Below are 20,667 nucleotides of genomic sequence, written 5' to 3'. Positions count from 1 at the left end.
GCATTGCTAGAATGCGGCAGCCCGCACGCGGCGCCGGCGCCACGCCGTGCGCTGCGCGACGCATTTCCGCTTACTTTCCGACGCATGCTCCTGTCCAGCCGCCGCCGCTTCCATCCCCTGACCCTCGCCACGCTGGCGATGGCGTTGCTGATCGCCGTGCCGGTGCTGGTGATCGCGTCGGCTGTGCTGCTGCCGGCCGGAGACACCTGGCGCCACCTGATCGACACCGTGCTGGCGGAATACGTGCTCAATACGGTCTGGTTGCTGCTGGGGGTGGCCGCGGGCGTGCTGCTGCTGGGCGTGACCACCGGCTGGCTGGTGTCGACCTATCGCTTCCCCGGGTACTCGGTGATGGAATGGGCGCTGGTGCTGCCGATGGCGATGCCAGCCTATGTCATCGCCTACGCCTACACCGATGTGCTGCAGTTCGCCGGGCCGGTACAGGGCTGGCTGCGCGAACTGACCGGCTGGAAGGCACGCGAATACTGGTTCCCGGAAATTCGCTCGCTGGGCGGGGCGATCGCGCTGTTTTCGCTGGTGCTGTACCCGTACGTCTACCTGACTGCACGCGCCGCCTTCCTGCAGCAAACCCAGAACACGCTCGAAGCCGCGCAGCTGCTCGGCCACGGTACGTGGAGCCGGCTCTGGCGCGTGGTGCTGCCGCTGGCGCGTCCCGGCATCGTCGCCGGCACCGCGCTGGCAATGATGGAGACGCTGGCCGACTTCGGCACGGTGGCCTACTTCGCCATCCCTACCTTTTCCACGGGCATCTACCGCGCCTGGTTCTCGCTCGGCGACAAGAACGCCGCCGCGCAGTTGTCGGCGTGCATGCTGCTGTTCGTCGCTGCCATCCTGCTGATGGAACGCGCCAGCCGCGGCCGCGCGCAGGTCTACGGCAACCAGCGGCGGGCTGCGGCCTGGAGACTGGATGGTGCACGCGGCTGGCTGGCGCTGGCGGTGTGCGCGGTGCCCGTGCTGCTGGGCTTCCTGATTCCCGCACTGATGCTGTGCCGCATGGCCTTCACCGACGGCGACGCGCAGTTCGGCCCGCGCTTTGTCGGGCTGGTGCGCAACAGCTTCCTGCTGGCCAGTGCCACGGCATTTACGGCGGTGGTGGTCGCGCTGGCGGTCGGCTACGCCGCGCGCGCGGCCAACGGCCGGCGGGGCTGGCTGATGCGCGGACTGACGCGGCTGTGCGGCATGGGCTATGCCCTGCCCGGTTCAGTCATCGCCGTGGGCGTGCTGGTGCCGGTGGCGCGGTTGGACAATGCGATGTCGGCCTGGCTGCAGCAGCACTTCGGACTGTCCGTCGGGCTGCTGCTGACCGGCGGCATTGCGGCGCTCGTCTATGCGCTGCTGGTGCGTTTTCTCGGCGTCGCGCTGCAGACCGTCAACGCCGGGCTGGGCAAGATCACGCCCAGCATGGACGCTGCCGCACGCAGCCTTGGCCACGGCCCTGGTGCCACGCTGCGGCGCGTGCATTTCCCGATGCTGCGCGGCAGCCTGCTGACCGCGGCGCTGATCGTCTTTGTCGACGTGATGAAGGAACTGCCGGCCACTTTCGTGATGCGCCCGTTCAACTTCGACACGCTGGCGGTGCAGGCCTACAACCTTGCCGCCGACGAGCGCCTGACCGAAGCCGCCACCGCCTCGCTGGTGATCGTGGCGGTCGGCCTGCTGCCAGTGATCGTGCTGTCGCGCACGATCCGGCGCGAAGCGCAACGCTGATCGCACGCTCCCCGGGTCCGGAACCGTTCGCCCTAAAGTCCCGCCGTGCTGCGCCGATAGCCTTTCATGGCCCGGCGCTCGCCCGGGATAAGAACAGCGGCATGCCTGCCGCGCCAGAACGCATGACGGGGGCCTATGCTGCGATACCACATCCTGCTGTTCAAGTTGAACCGGCTGGTCAGCCGCAACAAGCTGAGCGGCGTGGAAGAAATCTCGCTCGCCGGCCAACTGGCCGAGATGATCCACTCTGCCGATGCCGCCGCGCGCGTCATCGCCGACCTGGCGGAGCACGCCAACCCGCAGGTGCGCCGCATCGCGCTGAATGCGATCCGGCGTTCGCGGCAGTTCTCATCCCCCGAGCTGCTGCCCGCGCTGGTGCGCCGCATGGCCGATGCCGAAGCGGCCGTGCGCCATGACGCGGTCTGGATCGTGCAGGAAACCCGCATGGATGGTGCCGAGTTGCGCGCCGCGCTGCGCCGCCTGGCCGGCAAGGTGCAGCTGCCGTGGGACGCCGAGCGCGCCCGCGCCAATCCGGGCGACACCGCGCTGGCCGCGCAGGTGCGTGCGCGCATGGCCCTGGACAAGCTGCTGGAAATGAGTGCGGCCGAGCGCAACCAGGCGCTGGCGGCGATGACACTGGGCTTGGCCTCGGACCAGCCCTATGCGGAGGGCACGGTCGGGCACAAGGGCCTGCTGCACCGGGCGCTGGTGCGGCGGCAGGCCGGTCGGCGGCTCAACAGCAGCGTGAAGCTGACCTTCCGCAAGATCGAGCCGACCCAGGTGACGGGGAACAAGCGGTTCCTGCTGTAGCAGGAACCGCGTTACCGCGGGACTTGTGTGCTTACTTGAAACCGGCGCGGTCCACCAGCTTCTGCGCCTGCGGCTGGTACTTGCCCAGCTCGGCCACGTTGATGCTGTCGGCCTTGAACGTGCCCAGCGCTTCCAGCGCGGGGTTGCTGACCTTGACGCCCTGCACCACCGGCCATTCGTTGTTGCCGTCGGCAAAGTAGCGCTGCGCCTCGTCGCTGGCCAGGTACTCCAGGAACTTGACCGCCGCTTCCTTGTTCGGCGCATGCTTGAGCATGCCGCCGCCGGAGATGTTCATGTGCACGCCCTGGCTCGACTGGTTCGGCCACAGCACGCCCAGCTTGTCGGCCACGGCCTTGTCTTCCGGCTTGGTCGACTTCAGCAGGCGCGCGATGTAGTAGGTGTTGGAGATGGCCACGTCGCACTCCCCGGCGGCCACGGCCTTCAACTGGTCGGTATCGCCGCCCTTGGGCACGCGCGCCAGGTTGGCGGCCACGCCACGTGCCCATTGCTCGGTGCGCGCCTCGCCGTCGTGGGCGATCAGGCTCGACACCAGCGACAGGTTGTAGACATGGCCGCTGGAACGCGTGCAGACCTTGCCCTTCCACTTGGGGTCGGCCAGGTCTTCATAGCTGGCGATATCGCCCGCCTTGACCGCGGTCTTGTTGTACGCGATCACGCGACCGCGCGCCGAGAAGCCGAACCACTCGCCATTGGGATCGCGGTAGTTGGCCGGGATGCGCGATTCCAGCACCTTCGACTTGACCGGAGCGAACACGCCGGCCTGCTGGGCGCGCCACAGGCGGCCGATATCGACGGTGATGAACACGTCCGCCGGGCTGTTGGCGCCTTCATTGCGGATGCGCTCCAGCAGCGGGTCTTCCTGGCCTTCGATGCGGTTGATCTTGATGCCGGTCTGCTTGGTGAAGTTGTTGTACAGCGCCTCGTCCGTCTGGTAGTGCCGGGCGGTATAGAGGTTGAGCACCTTTTCCTGGGCGGCGGCGGCAAGCGGCAGCGCCAGGATGGCAAGTGCCGCGGCGCGCGGCAGCAAGGTTCGGATAGTGGTCTTCACGCGGATGGCTCCCCAGCATGTTTTGGGCAGCCGCCTGCATCCGGTGCCGCCCGGTTATTGGATTCCGGATAGCGGGAAACAATATTGATTCTTGTTCAGGCGGTCAAATTACATTTCTGTCATGTTGACGGCCGGTTGAGCGGGGTCAAATGGCCTGCCCGGTACCCCGGGGTTGCCGCCTGCGCGCTGCATGCCCGCGAGCGGCTTGCCGTATACGTCAGTCAGCCGCGGCGCACCCACACCACCTTGCCGGCCATGATGCCCAGCGTGCGGCGCTGGGGATTGTAGTCCATCGTGCCGGGAAACTGCTGGCCGTCGCGCTCGCCCAGGCGCCAGGCGCAGCCTTGCAGCAGGGCGATGACCTCGGCTTCGGGCTTGCCGACCAGGGTGTCGTCGGGCACCTTGTCTGCGGCGCAGCCGGCGGGGGTTCCGCGCGAGCCCTGCGGGCCGGGCATCGGTGCGGGTGCTGACGGTTCGGCGGGCTGGGCTGCGCAACCGGCCAGCAGCGCTCCGCCGACTGCCAGCCAGAGCAGTTGACGGGTACGGCTACGGATCATGGTTTGCATCGCAGGCATGTTGTTCTCCTGAGGGGTATGGCGTGGCATGAGGATTCTGGGACACATGGTGATCTGGAGGGTTCAGTTTCTTTTTGCTGCTCGATGGCACGCGTTGCGAAAGCCATCGAGCATCGACAAGATGCAACCCGCAGCCACAGAAGCCTTAACCCTTAGCCCTTGCCGCCAGCGTCTTCATCGCATCCGCCGGCAACGGCCCATGACAGGTCCGCTCCCCACCCGCCTCACTAACCACCAACCACACCTGCTCCGGCTTGCCCTTGGGATGCAGCAACCACGCCGGCCCACGCGCATTGCTGCTGGGCGGCAGGTCTTCCAGCACACCAGTGCTGGCCGATTGCAGCATCACCGCGCATTCGTTTGCGGACACGCGCGTGGCCTGCAGGAAGGCCGGGTTGCCCAGCACTTCCGGCAAGGCGCTGTCCGGCGCGCGCAGGAAGGAATCGACATCGAACTTGCTGGCGCCACCACCGCTGCTGGCGCACGCCGCCAGCGCCAGCGCGCCGGCACCGGCCAGCAGCGCGAAGCCGGGGCGGCGATACGCGCCTACGGCACCTGTTGAACCTTCCTGGGATTCGTTCATGGCGGGCCTCATTGCTTCATCACGTCGGCGCCCTTGGGCACCGTGAACCGGAATGCATCGGCCGCCAGCGGCGGGTTTTTCTGCATGCCCGAGAAGGTCAGCAGCGTGGTGTTGCCGAACGCGTCGCGCAGCTCCATGGCATCAAGGTTGCCGCCCTTGAAGCCGATGCCGATGCGCTCGAACTGCGTGTCCTTGGCCTTCGGCGTCAGCTCCAGCCATTCCACGCCATCGCGCGTCGGACCGTTCTTCACGACGAAGTTCTTTTCCAGGTCATTGCTGCCGAACAGGATCGCCGCGGGGCTGGAGCCGAGCGCTCCGTCGAGCTTGCGCTCGGTGACCTGGTTGAGGTCCTTGTCGTAGATGTAGAGCGTCTGGCCGTCGGCCTGCAGCAGTTGTTCGTAGGGCTTGGTATAGCGCCAGGTGAACTTGCCCGGGCGCGAGAACACGAAGGTGCCGCTGGATGTGCCGGTCACCTTGGTATTGGCGCCCTGCCCCTTGACCTGGCGCTGCGTGAATTCACCGCGCGCACTCTTCACGCCGGTGACAAAGCTCTGCAACTGGTCGGTGGCTGCGGCATGGGCCGGCGCCTGGATGGCGAACATCGCCAGCGCGGCGCAGGCCGACACGAAAATGCGGTTGCGCATGGATCGGGTCCTGGTTGTTGTAGGGTGCGTTGCCGCGCGCGGCATCCAAAGCTGAAGGCCGCCGCACGGGCTACTTGTCTGGTTAGAGCAGGCGGCAGCCAGAGGATTCCGCACGGCGCGCGCCGCCGGGTAACCGGATATTACGGCAGATACTGCACGAACTGCGCTCATGCGTCAGCGAATCCTCCGAAATGGGGAGGCAAGGCGAATGGTGACTGCGAGCGACACACTTCCCTTTCGCGCGCGGAGCACAAAGCAGGGCAAGGCACGTAGCGCTATCTCCACGTCGGGCCGCATGCTCCTCTGCTATCAAGCGGCCGTTCGCACCGGTGCACACAACCACATCCAACGCTTATCCAGACAAGCCCACCGAGGGTCGGTGGGCGCTCGGCCACGGCTCCCGACGGCTGGACCGGGACGAGGTCGACAAGATCGCCAGGCGCCGGGTCAGGATCGAACTGGAGGCACAACAGAAAAAAATGGCCGACACGAAGACTCTCACCCCCGCCATGGTCGGCACAGGCATCCTGGCCGGCGTGGCATTCAACTTTTCCGTGATGACGTTGCTGAACGAGTCCGCGCAGGACAAGGTCGATAAGGCGACTGGGCCGCTCTCCGCCCGGATTTCCGAGATGGACAAGCGGGTCACGGACCGCTTCGATGCCGTGGACAAGCGCATGGAGCGCCTGGATGGGCGTGTCGACAAGGTGGAAGAACGTCTGTCGCGTATCGAATCGCGCCTGGACCGGGTCGACGCCCGCTTTGATGCCGTCCACGCCCGCTTTGATGCCGTCGATGCACGCTTCGATGCCGTCGACAAGCACTTCGAATCCATCGACGCAAAGCTCAATCTGCTGCTCAAGCGGCGCTAGTACGCCTCACAGGCACGGCGGCCTTCCGTCCGCTACGGGAGGTGGGCGGCACCTGTATCGCCCCTACCGTCCCTGCAGTCAATCATCGCCGCCACCGCCGCCCTGCGCCAGGATGTCGCGATTACCGTTGCCCGACATCGCCGACACCAGCCCTGCCTTCTCCATATCCTCCAGCAGCCGCGCAGCCCGGTTGTAACCGATGCGCAGATGCCGCTGCACCAGCGAGATCGACGCGCGCCGGTTCTTCAGCACCACCTCGACCGCCTGGTCGTACAGCGGGTCAGCCTCGCCGCCGCCACCGCCGATGCCGGCACCGCCGCCAAAACCATCTCCGCCGCCGGCGTCATCGGTCAGCCCGCCTTCGAGGATGCCCTCGATGTAGTTGGCCTCGCCGGACTCCTTGAGCTTGTCCACCACGCGGTGGACTTCCTCGTCCGACACAAAGGCGCCGTGCACGCGCACCGGCAAGCCGGTGCCCGGCGCCAGGTAGAGCATGTCGCCCATGCCCAGCAGCGCCTCGGCGCCCTGCTGGTCGAGGATGGTGCGCGAATCGATCTTGCTGCTGACCTGGAACGCGATCCGGGTCGGCACGTTGGCCTTGATCAGGCCGGTGATCACGTCCACCGACGGCCGCTGCGTCGCCAGCACCAGGTGCAGGCCGGCCGCGCGTGCCTTCTGCGCGATGCGCGCGATCAGCTCCTCGACCTTCTTGCCGACCACCATCATCAGGTCGGCCAGTTCGTCGATCACGATGACGATGGTGGGCAGCCTTTCCAGCGGTTCCGGTGCGTCCGGGGTCAGGCTGAACGGATTCGGGATCTTCTCTTCCCGGGCCGCGGCTTCGTCGATCTTCTTGTTGTAGCCGGCCAGGTTGCGCACGCCCAGCTTGCTCATCAGCTTGTAGCGTCGCTCCATCTCGCCGACCGCCCAGTTCAGCGCATTGCCGGCCTGGCGCATATCGGTCACCACCGGGCACAGCAGGTGCGGGATGCCTTCGTAGACGCTCATTTCGAGCATCTTCGGGTCGATCAGGATCAGCCGCACACTCTCGGCCTTGGCCTTGTACAGCAGCGACAGGATCATCGCGTTGATGCCGACCGACTTGCCCGAGCCGGTGGTACCGGCCACCATGCAGTGCGGCATCTTGGCCAGGTCGGCCACCATCGGCTTGCCGGCGATGTCCTTGCCCAGCGCCATGGTCAGGCTGGACGCGCTCTCGTTGTAGATCTGCGAGCCGAGGATTTCTGACAGGCGCACGGTCTGGCGCTTGGGGTTGGGCAGTTCCAGCCCCATGTAATTCTTGCCCGGGATGGTCTCGACCACGCGGATTGACACCAGCGACAGCGACCGCGCCAGGTCGCGCGCGAGGTTGACCACCTGGCTGCCCTTGACGCCGGTGGCCGGCTCGATCTCATAGCGGGTGATGACCGGGCCCGGGTAGGCGGCCACGACCTTGACCTCGACGCCGAAGTCCTTGAGCTTCTTCTCAATCAGGCGCGAGGTGAATTCCAGCGTCTCGGCGCTGACGGTTTCCTGGTGCGGCGGGATCGGGTCCAGCAGCGCCAGCGGCGGCAGGTCCGAGTCCTGGATATCGGCAAACAGCGGCTGCTGCTTCTCGCGCTCGACGCGCTCGTGCTTGGGCACCGCCTGCGGGCGCACGATCTGCACCGGCGCCGCCTCCTCGATGCGCACGCGCTGCACCTCGACGGTTTCCTTGCGCTCGACCTTGGCGGCCTCGCCGATGATGCGGTCCTGCTTGCTCTCGCGGCGCTTCTTGAAGCCGAGGAAGAGCGTCTCGACAAAGCCGCCGATCTGCTCGGCCACCGTCAGCCACGAGAAATGGAAGAACAGCGACAGCCCGATCGCCAGCAGCAACAGCAGCAGCAGCGTCGCGCCGGTGAAGCCCAGCGCCACCTGCAGCCAGCCGCCCAGCAGGTCGCCCAGCACCCCGCCCGGGGCGCGCGGCAGCGCGGCGCGCAGCGGGTACATGCGGATCGCCTCCAGCCCCATGCTGGAGAACAGCGTCAGCCCGAAGCCGATCCAGCTCACCGCCACGCCCTGGCGGTGGTCCTCGTGCTCGGGCAACTCGGCCGTCAGCGTGCGCCAGCCGCGCCAGCAGCGGCGCACCAGCAGCACAGCCAGCCAGTAGGCGGAGAAGCCGAAGATAAAGAACAGCACATCTGCGACCCAGGCGCCGACGCGGCCGCCCAGGTTATGGATGTCGGCGACCTGGTTGGCATGCGACCAGCCGGGATCGGTCTTGCTGTAGCTGGCCAGCACGCACAGGAAGCCCAGCGTGACAGCCAGCAGCAGGAACCAGCGCACCTCGCCCAGCAGTTTGCCGATGCGGGATGGCAAGGCTGAGGGATCGGTTCGGGTGGTCGTCGTGGTAGCTCGGGCCATGCCTGGATAAGACTCGCGTTTTAGGTGATTCCGAATGCTTGACTCGGATCCGTCTCAAGCCGATGCCGGCCTAAGTCAGTACTGACTGACCTGGGTGACTCACGGTCATCGTGGCGGCCATTTTAACGTGGGCAGGGACTATCGCACCCATTGGAATTTGCAACAGTGAGCAAATGCGGCTCCTCTTATAATGTCGCTTTCGAGCAATGCCGGTGGGCCTCATGCCGCACCGGCCACAGGAACGCATCATGGCAAAACACGCAAAAGTGCTGATTCTCGGTTCCGGTCCCGCCGGCTATACCGCCGCGGTCTACGCGGCCCGCGCCAACCTGGAGCCGGTACTGATCACCGGCCTGGCACAGGGCGGCCAGCTGATGACCACCACCGACGTCGAGAACTGGCCAGGCGATGCCAAGGGCGTGCAGGGTCCGGAACTGATGCAGCGCCTGCTGGCGCATGCAGAAGAATTCAAGACTGAAATCATCTTCGATCACATCCATACGGCCAAGCTGGTGGACGAGAACGGCCAGCCGGCCCGCCCCTTCCGCCTGATCGGCGACGCCGGCGAATACACCTGCGACGCACTGATCATCGCCACCGGCGCCTCGGCCCAGTACCTGGGCCTGCCGTCGGAAGAGGCCTTCATGGGCCGCGGCGTGTCGGCCTGCGCCACCTGCGACGGCTTCTTCTACAAGAACCAGGAAGTGGCCGTGGTCGGCGGCGGCAATACCGCCGTGGAAGAGGCGCTGTACCTGTCGCACATCGCCAGCAAGGTCACCCTGATCCACCGCCGCAACAGCTTCCGCGCCGAGCCGATCCTGGTCGACCGCCTGCTGCAGCGCGAGAAGGAAGGCCGCATCGTGGTCCGCTACGACAGCGTGCTGGACGAAGTGCTGGGCGACGACTCCGGCGTGACCGGCATCCGCATCCGCAACGCCAAGAGCGACCAGACCGAGGAACTGAAGCTGGCGGGCGTGTTCATCGCCATCGGCCACAAGCCGAACACTGACCTGTTCGAAGGCCAGCTGGCGATGCAGAACGGCTACCTGGTGACCAAGTCCGGCCTGCAGGGCGATGCCACCGCCACCAGCGTGCCGGGCGTGTTCGCCGCCGGCGACGTGCAGGACCACGTCTACCGCCAGGCCATCACCAGCGCCGGCACGGGCTGCATGGCCGCGCTGGATGCGCAGCGCTTTGTCGAAGACCTGAAGTAAACGCAATCCGGCCCGCCGCGGCCGGATGCCTGACGGCGGGCCGCGCTGGCCCGCCGGCGCCCGCCCCGCTTTTCGCCACCGCCTGACCCCTCCCCAGTCGATATAATCCCGGCGAGCCTCCGGAGATTTTTCATGACGCACGGCGCCCGCAAACCCGACCGACCGCCCCAACGCTTCGGCCTGAACGACCTGGCCAAGTTGCGCGACACCCTCAAGGCCGACACCGAGCGGCGCGAAGCCGAGCGCCTGGCCGCCGAGCAGGCCGCGCAGCGCGCCCGCGAGGAAGCCGATGTGTTCCGCGCCAGCGTTGGCCAGGTCAGCCAGCTGCGCGACCGCAACCGCGTCCCGCTGCCCGGCAGCAAGCCCGCCCCCGTGCCGGTGCAGTCGCGCCGCAACGACGAGGCCGTGCTGGCCGCCTCCCTGTCAGATGATTTCGATGTCGAAAGCCTGCTGGAAACCGACGAGTCGCTGTCGTTCCGCCGCCCCGGCATCGGCATGGACGTGATCCGCAAGCTGCGCCGCGGCGAATGGGTGCCGCAGGACAAGGTCGACCTGCACGGCCTGCGCAGCGACGAGGCGCGCGAGGCGCTGGCGGAGTTCCTGCGCCGCTCGGTGCGCAACGGCGTGCGCTGCGTGCGCGTGATCCACGGCAAGGGCCTGGGCTCGCCCGACAAGCTGCCGGTGCTCAAGGGCAAGGTGCGCAGCTGGCTGGTGCAGAAGGAAGAAGTGCTCGCCTTCGTGCAGGCCCGCGAGGCCGAGGGCGGCGCCGGCGCGCTGATGGTGCTGCTACGCCAGCCGCGCACCTGATCCACGGCCAACCCGGCACCGGATGCACCTTCCCCTCGAATTGCTGATGGGGCCGCTGCCCCTGATCCTCCACATCATGGAGGTGATCGGGGTGCTCGCCTTTGCCGTCTCGGGCGTGGTCGATGCGCGCAAGCAGCGCCTGGACGTGGTCGGCACCTTCGTGGTGGCGTTTGCCACCGCCTTCGGCGGCGGCACCGTACGCGACGTGCTGCTGGACCGGCGCCCGTTCTACTGGGTCGACCACGAAGGCTATGTGCTGCTGATCTTCGCGATGTCGTTCGGCGCGTCGCTGATGCTGCGCGTGTTGAGCCGGGTGGCCTCCGAACGCACCCTCATCGTGGCCGATGCGATCGGCCTGGGGCTGTTCTCGGTGACCGGCGCCTCGCTGGCGCTGGTGGCGCAGATGACGCCGACCGTGGCCGTGATGATGGGCATCATCTCGGCCGTGTTCGGCGGCGTGGTGCGCGACGTGCTGTGCAATGAAGTGCCGATGATCCTGCGCGACCGCTCGCCCTACGCCACCTGCTCGTTCATCGGCTGCTGGATCTATGTCGGCATGACCTGGCTGGCGGTGCAGCAGGAGGCGGCGCTGCTGACCGGGGCGGTGGCGATCATCGCCATGCGGCTGGTGTCGGTGCGCTACGGCTGGAAGCTGCCGAGCTGAAACCGCCGGCGCAAACAAAAACGCCGCCCTGCGAGGCAAGGGGGTCGCTTAAAGTGTTGACGGGGGTAACGAGAAAAGCATAGAGTGCTGTATATTCATACAGTGCTCTAGGTAAGCCTTTGCTCCACACCTTTGAAGCCCGCCTCAATCTGACCCCCGAGTTAGCCGCCTTGTTGGCGGCTAACTCGGAACGCTGGTCGTGGGGCGCGCGTAAGGCTTGGAGTCTTCTGTATCGACAAAACCTCACTCGAACGACCGCCTACGCCACCTTAACGAGGGAAGGCTTTACCTCGCATCAAGTCGATTCCATGCTGACGCAAGCTGAAATGCGCCATGCAGGCTTGGTCGAACTCAAAAAGTACGAACGAGGTCAGCTTGAGCTGGCCATTCAGCGACGCGAATGCGCACTAGCCGACAAAGGCAAGAAAATTCAGGCCCTGTCAAAACGGCAAGATAAGCTACGCGCTCAACGCGATAAAGTAGCACCGAAGCCGGGGAAAGCCCGTTCAAACCGCTACCTTACGACGCTAGCCCGCCTACGGGAAGTCGATACCGAACTCGAATTTTGCCGCAACTGGGTTGCACAAAAAGAACGCGTTCTTACTGCCAAGCGCGGCAAGCTGTCCGCGCTGCTTAAAGCTATTGATGAAGGCCGCTACAGTCTCTGTTTTGGCTCGAAGAAGCTGCTTCAGCAGCGGCCCGGCGAACACAACACCGAGACCACTCCATTCGCCTCTGTCGAGGATTGGCACGAGGCCTGGGACACAGCCCGAAACGGTCAGGTCTGGTCGATAGGACATACGGCTAAGCCCAGCGGCAATAGCGAACTACAGTGGCTGCCGGATACCAACCAGTTGCGCGTCCGGTTGACGGACAAGCTTGCGCATGAACGCATGGACGCTTTGGGCATTCCTCGCAGCGGAGGGCCGCAAAAGGTGATGCCCCTTCGCATGAAATGCCGATTCATTGTGATTGACGGGGTCGACTTTGCCTCGCATCGGGGCGCGGCCCGCGCAGCGCTGATTGACGCGTTTGGAAAGCGGCCTGTCACAATGCGGCTCTTGCAAAGGCTATCACCGGCCGGCGAGCGCATTTGGTATCTGCAAGCGAGCGTTGACGTTCCCACCGGTTTCAACCCAGAGACCGCTCGCACTAGAGAGGCTGGTGTCCTTGGACTGGATTTGAATGCCCGGGGCGTTGCCTGGGCTGTGGTGAAGCCCGATGGGAACCGGTTGCGGGAGGGTCATCCGCAGAGCGGCTTTCTCGGCTGGGACCTAAAAGGCCTTTCCGACGCTGTACGCAAGCAAGTCATCGGAACAACCGTTGCAGAGCTTGCCCGCCTGGGCAAGCGCCTAGGCCTCGCAGTGGCCATCGAGAACCTGGATTTCGCGACGAAGAAGGCCGGCTTGCGCGCCGGCGGCGTCAACAAGCGATATAACGAGATGCTAAGTTCGTTTGCAAGCTCACAGTTCGCAGAGCTGATGACCCGTGCCTGTGAAAAAGCTCATGTTCGGCTCTATTTGGTGAACCCTTCGTACAGTTCGGTCGGAGGCTTCACCAAATATGGCCGTCCCAATCGAATCGGCGCGGATGAGTCCGCCGCTCTTTGGTTGGGCCGGCAAGCTTTGTACGGTATCCCCTGGAAGACAGTGGGTGCCCAGTGCTTCGTCAAGAGGCACAACGAGCGACTCGTCTTTTCGCACCTGCCAGCCACCCCGAAGCAGAGCAAGACGGCCCTGGCAGGGGCTCAATGGAGAGATGTCGCTCGGGCTCTAGGCAAGAACCGGAAGCGATGGGGTGAAAACCTCCGCAATTGGTTCCTCTGCCAGGTCGAAACCCCTTCCCCGCAGACCGTCTGCGAGCCTGATGTGGCGTCATTGCCAACGGGATAGAAGTGTGGTTTTCAGCTCGAGGCCTCTAGGACCTCGAGCGGCGCGGTGAAAACTGCGTTTTGTCGCTCGTGTTCTCTTGTGGAAGAAATTTTGCCTAAGAGAATGGCCAAGTCTGCTGGTACAGAGATGGCCATTGAGAATTTCATCAACACTTTAAGCGACCGCCTAGCCCTGCGAGGCGGCGTTTTTCTTGTTTCTGGCCGGCGGCTCAGACCGCGGCTTCGTCCTGTTCGCCGGTACGGATGCGGATCACGCGCTCGATTTCGGTGACGAAGATCTTGCCGTCGCCGATCTTGCCGGTATGGGCGGCCTTGACGATGGCGTCCAGCACGGTGTCGAGCTGGTTCTCGGCCACCACCACTTCAATCTTGATCTTGGGCAGGAAGTCGACCACGTACTCGGCGCCGCGATAGAGCTCGGTATGCCCCTTCTGGCGGCCAAATCCCTTCACCTCGGTCACCGTCAGCCCGGTCACGCCGACGTCAGCCAGCGCTTCACGCACCTCGTCGAGCTTGAACGGTTTGATGATGGCGGTAATCTGCTTCATGACTGGCCCCTGTTTATCGTTTGTTCACACGCCTGGCGGCGCTCTCCGGCGAGCATTTTACCAGTCATTGGCCGCCCGCATTCCCCGCAAGGCCGCGCCGGGCGCACTGTGGACAACCCTGTGGAAAGGACCCCGGAAAACCTGTGCAAATGCTGTGCACAGGCTGTGTACAGCACTTTGTTCAGGCGGCGCTGCGAAAGCGCCGCCTGTAGTCCGCCGGCGGCACGCCCAGCCGCCGCAGGAAGGCGCGGCGCAGGTTGTTCGTGTCGCCGAATCCGGTCAGCGCGGCGACGCGCTTGAGCGGATGGCGCGAGCCTTCCAGCAGCCGGCGCGCCGCGTCGATGCGCGCCCCCTCGACGAAATCCGCCGGCGTCACCTGGCATTCCTGTTTGAAGATGCGCGAGAAATTGCGCGTGCTCATGCCGGCCTGAGCGGCCAGCGCCTCGACCGACAGGTTGCAGGCCAGGTTCTCCACCACCCATCCCTGCACCTCGCGGATGGCGTTGCGCTCAGCCGTCTGCGCCGCCAGATGGGCGCTGAACTGTGACTGCCCGCCAGGGCGCTTGAGGAACATCACCAGCTCGCGCGCCACGCGCAGCGCCACCACCCGACCGAAATCCTCCTCGACCAGTGCCAGCGCCAGGTCCAGCCCGGCGGTCACGCCGGCCGAGGTGTACAGGTTGCCGTCCTTCACGAAGATCCGGTCCGGCTCGACCCTGACGCCCGGGAACTTCCGCGCCAGGCGCTCGGTGGCATTCCAGTGCGTGGTCGCGCTGCGGCCGTCCAGCAGCCCGGCATGCGCCAGCAGCATCGCGCCCGAGCACACCGAGCCGATGCGCCGCACGGTGCGGGCCTGGCGCGCGAGCCAGTCGCGGATCGCCTGGTCCTGTTCGAGCAGGTTGAGTCTGGGGCCGCCAGCGACCAGCAGCGTGTCGATATCGGCGCTGGCAGTCTCCAGCGTCGCGTCCGGCATGATGCGCATGCCATTGGCAGCGGTCAGCATACCGGGCGATGGGGAGACGATCTCGAACTGGTAGGCGTCCGGTTGGCCGGCCTGCCGGGCCCCTTCATGGAACACGTCGAGGGGACCGGCCAGATCGAGCATCTGGACGCCGGGGAAAGCAAGGACTGCGATCTTCATGGCAGCAAGGCAAGGGGCATGGATGATGGCTGGATACCGCAAGTCTAGGCAAATCCGGCCAGAATGGCAGGCGCATGGCCGAGACTGATGCCGGTCCGGCTGGATTTGCCGGCACTCCCTGCCCGGCGCGGCGCCCTAGCGATAACGCACGATGGTGATGTCGACGACGCGCCGGGACTCCGCCAACGCCGTGTTGCCACCAGCGCGATGTAGCGTGGACAGCCGCGTGCGCTGTGCATCCAGCAGCGCGGCGTCGCCGCCCGCCTCGCGAACGCGGCTGGCCACCCGCGACAGCAGGATGCGCTCGCCGATCCAGCCTTCCGGCGTTTCCACGCTGGTATAGGCCAGCACTTCATAGGGCCGGGGCGGCTCGCCCCGCAGCCAAATATCGACGCCGTCCACGTGCTCGCGCGCACCGCCCTGCCCGTGCCGCACAACAGGCGCGCCTTCATGAGGCCGGATCGGCGCCTGGATGCACGCGGCCAGGCCCAGGCAACAGGCCAGCAGCCAGGCGGCACGGGCGGCGCCCCTCGTCATTCGTCTCGTCATTGCTGTCTTTCCTCTGCTACGCAATCGAACCGGGGCGCAGTCTAGGGAGGAAATACGGCCCTGCGGCATCACTGGCCGAGGCCGCGATTCGATTGGCCGAATCTGACGTGTATTTATCCTTTCGGCCAACGAGAGCGCCAACCATAATTCCTTCCACCAGGCCCGGGCCCTTCATGGGACGCGGCCCCGGCAACCCTCCCGCCAGGCACACGGCGTGCCGGCCGATCCACTGAAGCAGACGCACCCCTATGACTTTTGCAGCCAACCCCGCGGCCAGCCTGCCGGCGCCGCGCAGCTCGGTGAAGAATCTCCCCGTCAACCTGTTCGGCGCCGTGATGGGCCTGTCCGGCCTGTCGATGGCATGGCGCGGCGCGGGCCCGGTCTTCGGCACCAGCCCCGCCATCGGCGACGCCGTCGGCGACGCCGTCGGCGTGGTCGCCGTGCTCGCCTTCCTGGCGCTGGCCGCCGGCTACCTGGCCAAGTGGCTGCGCTACCGGGATGCGGTCCGGGCCGAGTTCAACCATCCGGTGGCCGGGAATTTCTTCGGCACCATCACCATTGCCATCCTGCTGCTGTCATCGGTCGTCGGCGTGCACCATCAGGCGCTGGGCCAGGCGATCTGGACGCTGGGCACCGTGCTGACCATCGCGCTGACCTTCGTCATTGCTGGCCGCCTCTTCCGCGGCAAGGGCGATCCGACGCACGTCGTGCCGGCGTGGCTGATCCCGGGCGTGGCCACGCTCGACATCGCCGTGGCCGGGGGCACCATGCCGATGGCGTGGGCGCACGAGGTCAACCTGATTGCGATTGCGGTCGGCACGATGATGGCGCTGGTGTTCTTCACCATGATCTTGTCGCGCCTGGTCCACCACGATCCGCTGCCGGCCGGCATGGTGCCGTCGCTGATCATCCTGATCGCGCCGTTCGAGGTGGGCTTCCTGGCCTACGTCAACGTGACCGGGCACATCGACATGTTCGCCGGCATGCTGTTCTACTTCGGCCTGTTCCTGTTCCTGCTGCTGTCGTGGCGCGTGTTCCGCCGCCCGGCGCCGTTCGCGCCGTCGTGGTGGGCCATCAGCTTCCCGATGGCGGCGCTGTCGAACGCGGCGCTGAAGTATGCGGCGCATGTGCAAACCGGCGTGCTGGCGTGGGTGGCGGGCCTGATCCTGCTGGTGCTGACGGTGGCGATCGCGGTGCTGTTCGTGCGCACGCTGCATGGCCTCTTCACGCAGCGCCTGCTGGCCGCCTGAGCGATGTCGTGGATATTGTTGGGCGTGGCCGGCCTGCTTGAAATCGCCTTTGCCTTCGGCATGAAGTGGTCGGCCGGCTTCAGCCGGCTGTGGCCGAGTGTCTATGCCGTGGCCACCGGGCTGGCCAGCATCGTGCTGCTGACACTGTCGCTGCGCGTGCTGCCGGTCGGCACGGCCTATGCGGTGTGGACCGGCATCGGTGCCGCGGGCACCGCGATGCTGGGCATGCTGTGGCTGGGCGAGCCGGTGTCGCTGGCGCGCGTGGCTTGCATCGGGCTGATCCTGAGTGGCGTGGTCGGGCTCAAGCTGGTGTCGGGCCCTGCAGCCTGAAATTCCCAAGAAAAATGGCCCGCACACGCGGGCCATGCTCATCGGCAAAAGGGTCGCCCTGTCAGTCCGGGACTTTCTCCAGATCCGCCAGCCACACCACAGACTCCGAATCGCTCGGCGCCCGCCAGTCGCCACGCGGCGACAGCGAGCCACCCGAGCCCACCTTGGGCGCATTCGGCACGCAGGAGCGCTTGAACTGGCTGGTGCGGAAGAACCGGTCCAGGAAGATCGCCAGGTTTCGCTTGATCTCCGCCAGCCCGTACTCATTGCGCGCCACCTCCGGCCCGTAGGGCCAGACCCCGCGCTCGCGGTCGCCCCAGGCGTGCTGCGCCAGGAAGGCGATCTTCGACGGCGTGAAGCCGAAGCGCAGCGTGTAGTAGAGGTTGAAATCCTGTAGCTCGTAAGGGCCGATGGTGCTCTCGGTCTTCTGCTCCGGGCCGTGGTTGGTATCGCCCGGCACCAACTCGGGGCTGATATCGGTGCCCAACACCGCCAGCAGCACATCCGAGCCGCCCTCGCCCACCTGCCCGGTTTCCGCCACCCAGCGCACCAGGTGCGAGATCAGCGTCTTGGGCACGCTGGCGTTGACGTTGTAGTGCGACATGTGGTCGCCCACGCCATAAGTGCACCAGCCCAGCGCCAGCTCGCTCAGGTCGCCGGTGCCGATCACGATGGCATGGTGGAAGTTGGCCAGCCGGAACAGGTGGTTGGTGCGCTCGCCGGCCTGCACGTTTTCGAAGGTCACGTCGTAGACCTTCTCGCCGGCGGCGTAGGGGTGGCCAAGGTCCTTCAGCATCGCCATGCAACTCGGGCGGATATCGATCTCGGTGGCGGTGCAGCCCACCACCTGCATCAGCTGGCGCGCCTGCTGCAGCGTGCGGTCGCTGGTGGCGAAGCCTGGCATGGTGTAGGCGAGGATATTGGCGCGCGGCAGGCCGAGGCGATCCATCGCCTTGGCGCAGACCAGCAGCGCGTGCGTGGAATCGAGCCCGCCGGACACGCCGATCACCACCTTGCTGATCTTGCTGGCCGAAAGCCGCTGCACCAGCGCCTGCACCTGGATGTTGTAGACCTCGTTGCAGCGCTCGTCACGCTGGCGCGGGTCGGCCGGCACGTACGGGAAGCGCGCCACGTTGCGCGACAGCGGCAGGGTCTTGTCGCGCGGCAGGTCCAGCGGGAAGCTGATCACGCGGAAGCGCCCGGCCTCTTCCTTGTGCCGGCGCACTGAATGGCCGAAGGTCACCTGGTGCATGCGTTCGCGCGACAGGCGCTCGACGTCGACATCGGCGAACAGCAGGTGCGAGTCATCGGAGAAGCGCTCGGACTCCGCCAGCAGTTCGCCGTTCTCGCAGATCAGTGCCTGGCCGTCCCAGGCCAGGTCGGTCGACGATTCGCCCTTGCCGGCGGAGGTGTACAGGTACGCCGCCAGGCAGCGCGCCGATTGCTGCGACACCAGCTGGTGCCGGTAGCCGGACTTGCCGACCACGATATTCGATGCGGACAGGTTCACCAGCACGGTCGCGCCGGCCAGCGCGGCGAACGACGACGGCGGAATCGGCACCCACACGTCTTCGCAGATCTCGGCGTGGAAGCGGAAGAACGGCAGCCCTTCGATATCGAACAGCAGCCCGGCGCCGAACGGCACGTCCTGGCCCAGCAGCCGCACGCTGTCGGCGTTGGCACAGTCGGCCGCGCTGAACTGGCGCCCTTCATAGAATTCCCAGTAATTCGGCAGGTAGGACTTGGGCACCACGCCCTGCACCCGGCCCGCCGCCACCACCACGGCGCAGTTGAACAGCTGGTGCTGCACGCGCAACGGCATGCCCACCACCATCGCCAGCGGCAGCTTGCGCGAGGCTTCGACGATGGTGCCCAGCGCCGTTTCACAGGCGTCGAGCAGCGTGCGCTGGTGGAACAGGTCGTCGCAGGTGTAGGCCGACAGGCCCAGTTCAGGGAAGGCAGCTAGCACGGCGCCCTGCTGCGCGGCCTGCGTGGCGAGCGCCAGCGTCTCGCGCGCGTTGAAGGCGGGATCGGCGACGCGGCAGACCGGCACGCCGACCGCCACGCGCGCGAAACCGTGGGAATAGAGGTTGAAGAAGGATGGCTTCATGATCGGGAACCTGGGGTGCGGCACCGGCGCGCGTGGCACAGCCGGGTGCGATTCAGCAGGAAGTGGTGGCGTGACGCATACTCGCCATTCTACGTCGCCAATCCCTGCGCTGCCGTCAAGGCACTCCGCAGCGCCCGTGGGCCGTTTCCGGTAGACTCGACCGGGCCGGCCGCCAGACCAGGGCCGCCGCGCCCTACCCCTCCCTCATTCTCGATCACGGACCCTTGCCAATGCAGTCGGATTCCGGCAATACCGCGGCCGCAGACAGCCAGAACGCCAGCCAACCGGACGCCCCGGGCTATCGCACAGAGATCGTCTCCGACCTGGCCGGGATCGACCCGGCCGCCTGGGACGCGCTGCTGTCACGCCAGCCCGAAGCCACGCCCTTCCTGCGCCACGCCTTCCTGCATGCGCTGCACGCCAGCGGCAGCGCATGCGGAGAAACCGGCTGGCATCCGCGCTACCTGACGCTGTGGGCCGGCGAGCGGCTGGCCGGGGCGATGCCGCTCTATGCCAAGGCGCATTCGTATGGCGAGTATGTGTTTGACTGGGCCTGGGCCGACGCCTACGCGCGCCACGGCATCGAGTACTACCCCAAGTGGCTGTCGGCAATCCCGTTCACGCCGGTGCGCGGGGCTCGGCTGATTGCAGAGGACGAGTCGGCGCGCCGGCTGCTGCTGCAGGTGGCCCTGACGCTGGCGGCGGAAAGCAAGATGTCGTCGCTGCATATCCTGTTCCCCGACGATGCCGAGGCCGACCTGATGCAGGAGGCCGGCATGCTGATGCGCCATGGCGTGCAGTTCCACTGGACCAACGGTGGCGAAGGCGCAGATCCAGGCCCGGGCGGCGAACGCTATGCCAGCTTCGACGATTTCCTTGCCACGCTGTCGCAGAAGAAGCGCAAGAACATCCGCGCCGAGCGGCGCCAGGTGGCGCAGGCCGGCATCACCTTCCGCCACCTGCGCGGGGCCGAGATCGACGACGATGCGTGGCGCTTCTTCAACCGCTGCTATCGCCAGACCTACCGCGAGCACCATTCCACGCCCTACCTGAACCTGGATTTCTTCCGGCGCATCGGCGCGGCCATGCCGCAGCATCTGCTGCTGGTGGTGGCCGAGCGCGAGGGCCGGCGCATCGCGTCCTCGCTGCTGGTGTACGACGACGCGCCCGGGGTCAGCACGCTGTACGGCCGCTACTGGGGCGCGCTCGAATACCAGCCGTGCCTGCACTTCGAGACGGCCTACTACCAGCCGCTGGAGTTCTGCATCGCGCAAGGCATCCGCACCTTCGAAGGCGGCGCGCAGGGCGAGCACAAGATGGCGCGCGGCTTCCTGCCGGTGGCCACGCGTTCGGCGCACTGGCTGGCGCATCCGGATTTTGCCGATGCGGTCGAGCGCTTCCTGGTACGCGAGCGCCAGGGCATCGACGCCTACCTGGACGAGCTGGGTGAACGCAATCCGTTCGCGCGCTCCTGATCGC

19 protein-coding genes are annotated in these 20,667 nt (G+C 66.3%); 10 read left to right on the top strand and 9 right to left on the bottom strand.

What is annotated here, in order from left to right; genetic code table 11:
- The first annotated feature begins 84 nt into the window (after positions 1–84).
- On the top strand, positions 85–1,728 hold the full coding sequence (locus ABNX08_RS03900) for an iron ABC transporter permease (protein WP_022533861.1): 1,644 nt from the start codon (positions 85–87) through the stop codon (positions 1,726–1,728).
- 135 nt (positions 1,729–1,863) lie between these two features.
- Positions 1,864–2,538, top strand: a complete 675-nt coding sequence (locus tag ABNX08_RS03895) for a HEAT repeat domain-containing protein (RefSeq protein WP_022533860.1) — start codon at positions 1,864–1,866, stop codon at positions 2,536–2,538.
- A gap of 31 nt (positions 2,539–2,569) precedes the next feature.
- Here the strand turns inward: ABNX08_RS03895 and ABNX08_RS03890 are convergent, their stop codons facing one another.
- The 4 genes from ABNX08_RS03890 to lolA form a co-directional block, all read right to left on the bottom strand.
- Positions 2,570–3,607, bottom strand: a complete 1,038-nt coding sequence (locus ABNX08_RS03890) for a Fe(3+) ABC transporter substrate-binding protein (RefSeq protein WP_022533859.1) — start codon at positions 3,605–3,607, stop codon at positions 2,570–2,572.
- Positions 3,608–3,828: 221 nt separating this feature from the next.
- Positions 3,829–4,182 carry a hypothetical protein gene (locus ABNX08_RS03885; RefSeq protein WP_022533858.1) on the bottom strand — a complete coding sequence of 118 codons (354 nt, stop codon included), beginning with the start codon at positions 4,180–4,182 and terminating at the stop codon, positions 3,829–3,831.
- A 145-nt stretch (positions 4,183–4,327) separates the two neighbouring features.
- Positions 4,328–4,765 (bottom strand): hypothetical protein, encoded by a 438-nt coding sequence (locus ABNX08_RS03880; RefSeq protein ID WP_022533857.1) that lies wholly within the window; start codon positions 4,763–4,765, stop codon positions 4,328–4,330.
- An 8-nt stretch (positions 4,766–4,773) separates the two neighbouring features.
- Positions 4,774–5,409, bottom strand: coding sequence for an outer membrane lipoprotein chaperone LolA (lolA, locus tag ABNX08_RS03875; RefSeq protein WP_022533856.1), 636 nt, complete (start codon positions 5,407–5,409; stop codon positions 4,774–4,776).
- Between the two features lie 329 nt (positions 5,410–5,738).
- Between lolA and ABNX08_RS03870 the strand changes: the two genes are divergently transcribed.
- Positions 5,739–6,281 carry a hypothetical protein gene (locus ABNX08_RS03870; protein ID WP_349609629.1) on the top strand — a complete coding sequence of 181 codons (543 nt, stop codon included), beginning with the start codon at positions 5,739–5,741 and terminating at the stop codon, positions 6,279–6,281.
- Between the two features lie 78 nt (positions 6,282–6,359).
- On the opposite strand, the gene ABNX08_RS03865 is transcribed toward ABNX08_RS03870, so the two are convergent.
- Positions 6,360–8,684 (bottom strand): DNA translocase FtsK, encoded by a 2,325-nt coding sequence (locus ABNX08_RS03865; RefSeq protein ID WP_022533854.1) that lies wholly within the window; start codon positions 8,682–8,684, stop codon positions 6,360–6,362.
- A gap of 248 nt (positions 8,685–8,932) precedes the next feature.
- On the opposite strand from ABNX08_RS03865, the gene trxB reads away from it, so the two are divergent.
- From trxB to ABNX08_RS03845, 4 genes are all read left to right on the top strand, one after another.
- Positions 8,933–9,898, top strand: a complete 966-nt coding sequence (gene trxB, locus ABNX08_RS03860) for a thioredoxin-disulfide reductase (protein ID WP_041681261.1) — start codon at positions 8,933–8,935, stop codon at positions 9,896–9,898.
- 132 nt (positions 9,899–10,030) lie between these two features.
- Positions 10,031–10,705, top strand: a complete 675-nt coding sequence (locus tag ABNX08_RS03855) for a Smr/MutS family protein (protein ID WP_022533852.1) — start codon at positions 10,031–10,033, stop codon at positions 10,703–10,705.
- A 22-nt stretch (positions 10,706–10,727) separates the two neighbouring features.
- Positions 10,728–11,369, top strand: coding sequence for a trimeric intracellular cation channel family protein (locus tag ABNX08_RS03850; RefSeq protein ID WP_022533851.1), 642 nt, complete (start codon positions 10,728–10,730; stop codon positions 11,367–11,369).
- 119 nt (positions 11,370–11,488) lie between these two features.
- Positions 11,489–13,261, top strand: a complete 1,773-nt coding sequence (locus ABNX08_RS03845) for a hypothetical protein (RefSeq protein WP_374063646.1) — start codon at positions 11,489–11,491, stop codon at positions 13,259–13,261.
- A 208-nt stretch (positions 13,262–13,469) separates the two neighbouring features.
- Here ABNX08_RS03845 and glnK read toward each other — a convergent pair whose 3' ends face one another.
- From glnK to ABNX08_RS03830, 3 genes are all read right to left on the bottom strand, one after another.
- A complete protein-coding gene (gene glnK / locus ABNX08_RS03840; protein ID WP_006162803.1) occupies positions 13,470–13,808 on the bottom strand; it encodes a P-II family nitrogen regulator in 339 nt (112 codons plus the stop codon).
- 181 nt (positions 13,809–13,989) lie between these two features.
- Positions 13,990–14,949 carry a GlxA family transcriptional regulator gene (locus ABNX08_RS03835; protein ID WP_022533849.1) on the bottom strand — a complete coding sequence of 320 codons (960 nt, stop codon included), beginning with the start codon at positions 14,947–14,949 and terminating at the stop codon, positions 13,990–13,992.
- 135 nt (positions 14,950–15,084) lie between these two features.
- Positions 15,085–15,498 carry a hypothetical protein gene (locus ABNX08_RS03830; protein ID WP_041680956.1) on the bottom strand — a complete coding sequence of 138 codons (414 nt, stop codon included), beginning with the start codon at positions 15,496–15,498 and terminating at the stop codon, positions 15,085–15,087.
- A gap of 248 nt (positions 15,499–15,746) precedes the next feature.
- On the opposite strand from ABNX08_RS03830, the gene ABNX08_RS03825 reads away from it, so the two are divergent.
- Both ABNX08_RS03825 and ABNX08_RS03820 read left to right on the top strand, forming a co-directional pair.
- A complete protein-coding gene (locus ABNX08_RS03825) occupies positions 15,747–16,748 on the top strand; it encodes an SLAC1 anion channel family protein (RefSeq protein ID WP_022533847.1) in 1,002 nt (333 codons plus the stop codon).
- A gap of 3 nt (positions 16,749–16,751) precedes the next feature.
- Entirely contained in the window at positions 16,752–17,078 is a 327-nt protein-coding gene (locus ABNX08_RS03820; protein WP_022533846.1) for a multidrug efflux SMR transporter, read from the top strand.
- Positions 17,079–17,139: 61 nt separating this feature from the next.
- On the opposite strand, the gene ABNX08_RS03815 is transcribed toward ABNX08_RS03820, so the two are convergent.
- On the bottom strand, positions 17,140–19,188 hold the full coding sequence (locus tag ABNX08_RS03815; protein ID WP_022533845.1) for an NAD(+) synthase: 2,049 nt from the start codon (positions 19,186–19,188) through the stop codon (positions 17,140–17,142).
- Between the two features lie 230 nt (positions 19,189–19,418).
- Here ABNX08_RS03815 and ABNX08_RS03810 point away from each other — a divergent pair, with 230 nt between their 5' ends.
- Positions 19,419–20,663, top strand: coding sequence for a GNAT family N-acetyltransferase (locus ABNX08_RS03810; RefSeq protein WP_022533844.1), 1,245 nt, complete (start codon positions 19,419–19,421; stop codon positions 20,661–20,663).
- Positions 20,664–20,667 lie beyond the last annotated feature (4 nt).

This window comes from Cupriavidus sp. DF5525 (assembly GCF_040149425.2).
GTDB lineage: Bacteria > Pseudomonadota > Gammaproteobacteria > Burkholderiales > Burkholderiaceae > Cupriavidus > Cupriavidus pickettii_A.
The sequence above is the reverse complement of the archived record's forward strand: the minus strand, read 5'-3'. Positions and strand labels throughout refer to the sequence as shown.

Bases quoted from the DNA above. Each gene is read 5' to 3' on its own strand.
- ABNX08_RS03900 (WP_022533861.1), top strand. From the start codon at position 85: ATGCTCCTGTCCAGCCGCCGCCGCTTCCATCCCCTGACCCTCGCCACG.
- ABNX08_RS03895 (WP_022533860.1), top strand. From the start codon at position 1,864: ATGCTGCGATACCACATCCTGCTGTTCAAGTTGAACCGGCTGGTCAGC.
- ABNX08_RS03885 (WP_022533858.1), bottom strand. From the start codon at position 4,182: ATGCCTGCGATGCAAACCATGATCCGTAGCCGTACCCGTCAACTGCTC.
- ABNX08_RS03880 (WP_022533857.1), bottom strand. From the start codon at position 4,765: ATGAACGAATCCCAGGAAGGTTCAACAGGTGCCGTAGGCGCGTATCGC.
- lolA (WP_022533856.1), bottom strand. From the start codon at position 5,409: ATGCGCAACCGCATTTTCGTGTCGGCCTGCGCCGCGCTGGCGATGTTC.
- ABNX08_RS03865 (WP_022533854.1), bottom strand. From the start codon at position 8,684: ATGGCCCGAGCTACCACGACGACCACCCGAACCGATCCCTCAGCCTTG.
- trxB (WP_041681261.1), top strand. From the start codon at position 8,933: ATGGCAAAACACGCAAAAGTGCTGATTCTCGGTTCCGGTCCCGCCGGC.
- ABNX08_RS03855 (WP_022533852.1), top strand. From the start codon at position 10,031: ATGACGCACGGCGCCCGCAAACCCGACCGACCGCCCCAACGCTTCGGC.
- ABNX08_RS03850 (WP_022533851.1), top strand. From the start codon at position 10,728: ATGCACCTTCCCCTCGAATTGCTGATGGGGCCGCTGCCCCTGATCCTC.
- glnK (WP_006162803.1), bottom strand. From the start codon at position 13,808: ATGAAGCAGATTACCGCCATCATCAAACCGTTCAAGCTCGACGAGGTG.
- ABNX08_RS03835 (WP_022533849.1), bottom strand. From the start codon at position 14,949: ATGAAGATCGCAGTCCTTGCTTTCCCCGGCGTCCAGATGCTCGATCTG.
- ABNX08_RS03830 (WP_041680956.1), bottom strand. From the start codon at position 15,498: ATGACGAGACGAATGACGAGGGGCGCCGCCCGTGCCGCCTGGCTGCTG.
- ABNX08_RS03825 (WP_022533847.1), top strand. From the start codon at position 15,747: ATGACTTTTGCAGCCAACCCCGCGGCCAGCCTGCCGGCGCCGCGCAGC.
- ABNX08_RS03820 (WP_022533846.1), top strand. From the start codon at position 16,752: ATGTCGTGGATATTGTTGGGCGTGGCCGGCCTGCTTGAAATCGCCTTT.
- ABNX08_RS03815 (WP_022533845.1), bottom strand. From the start codon at position 19,188: ATGAAGCCATCCTTCTTCAACCTCTATTCCCACGGTTTCGCGCGCGTG.
- ABNX08_RS03810 (WP_022533844.1), top strand. From the start codon at position 19,419: ATGCAGTCGGATTCCGGCAATACCGCGGCCGCAGACAGCCAGAACGCC.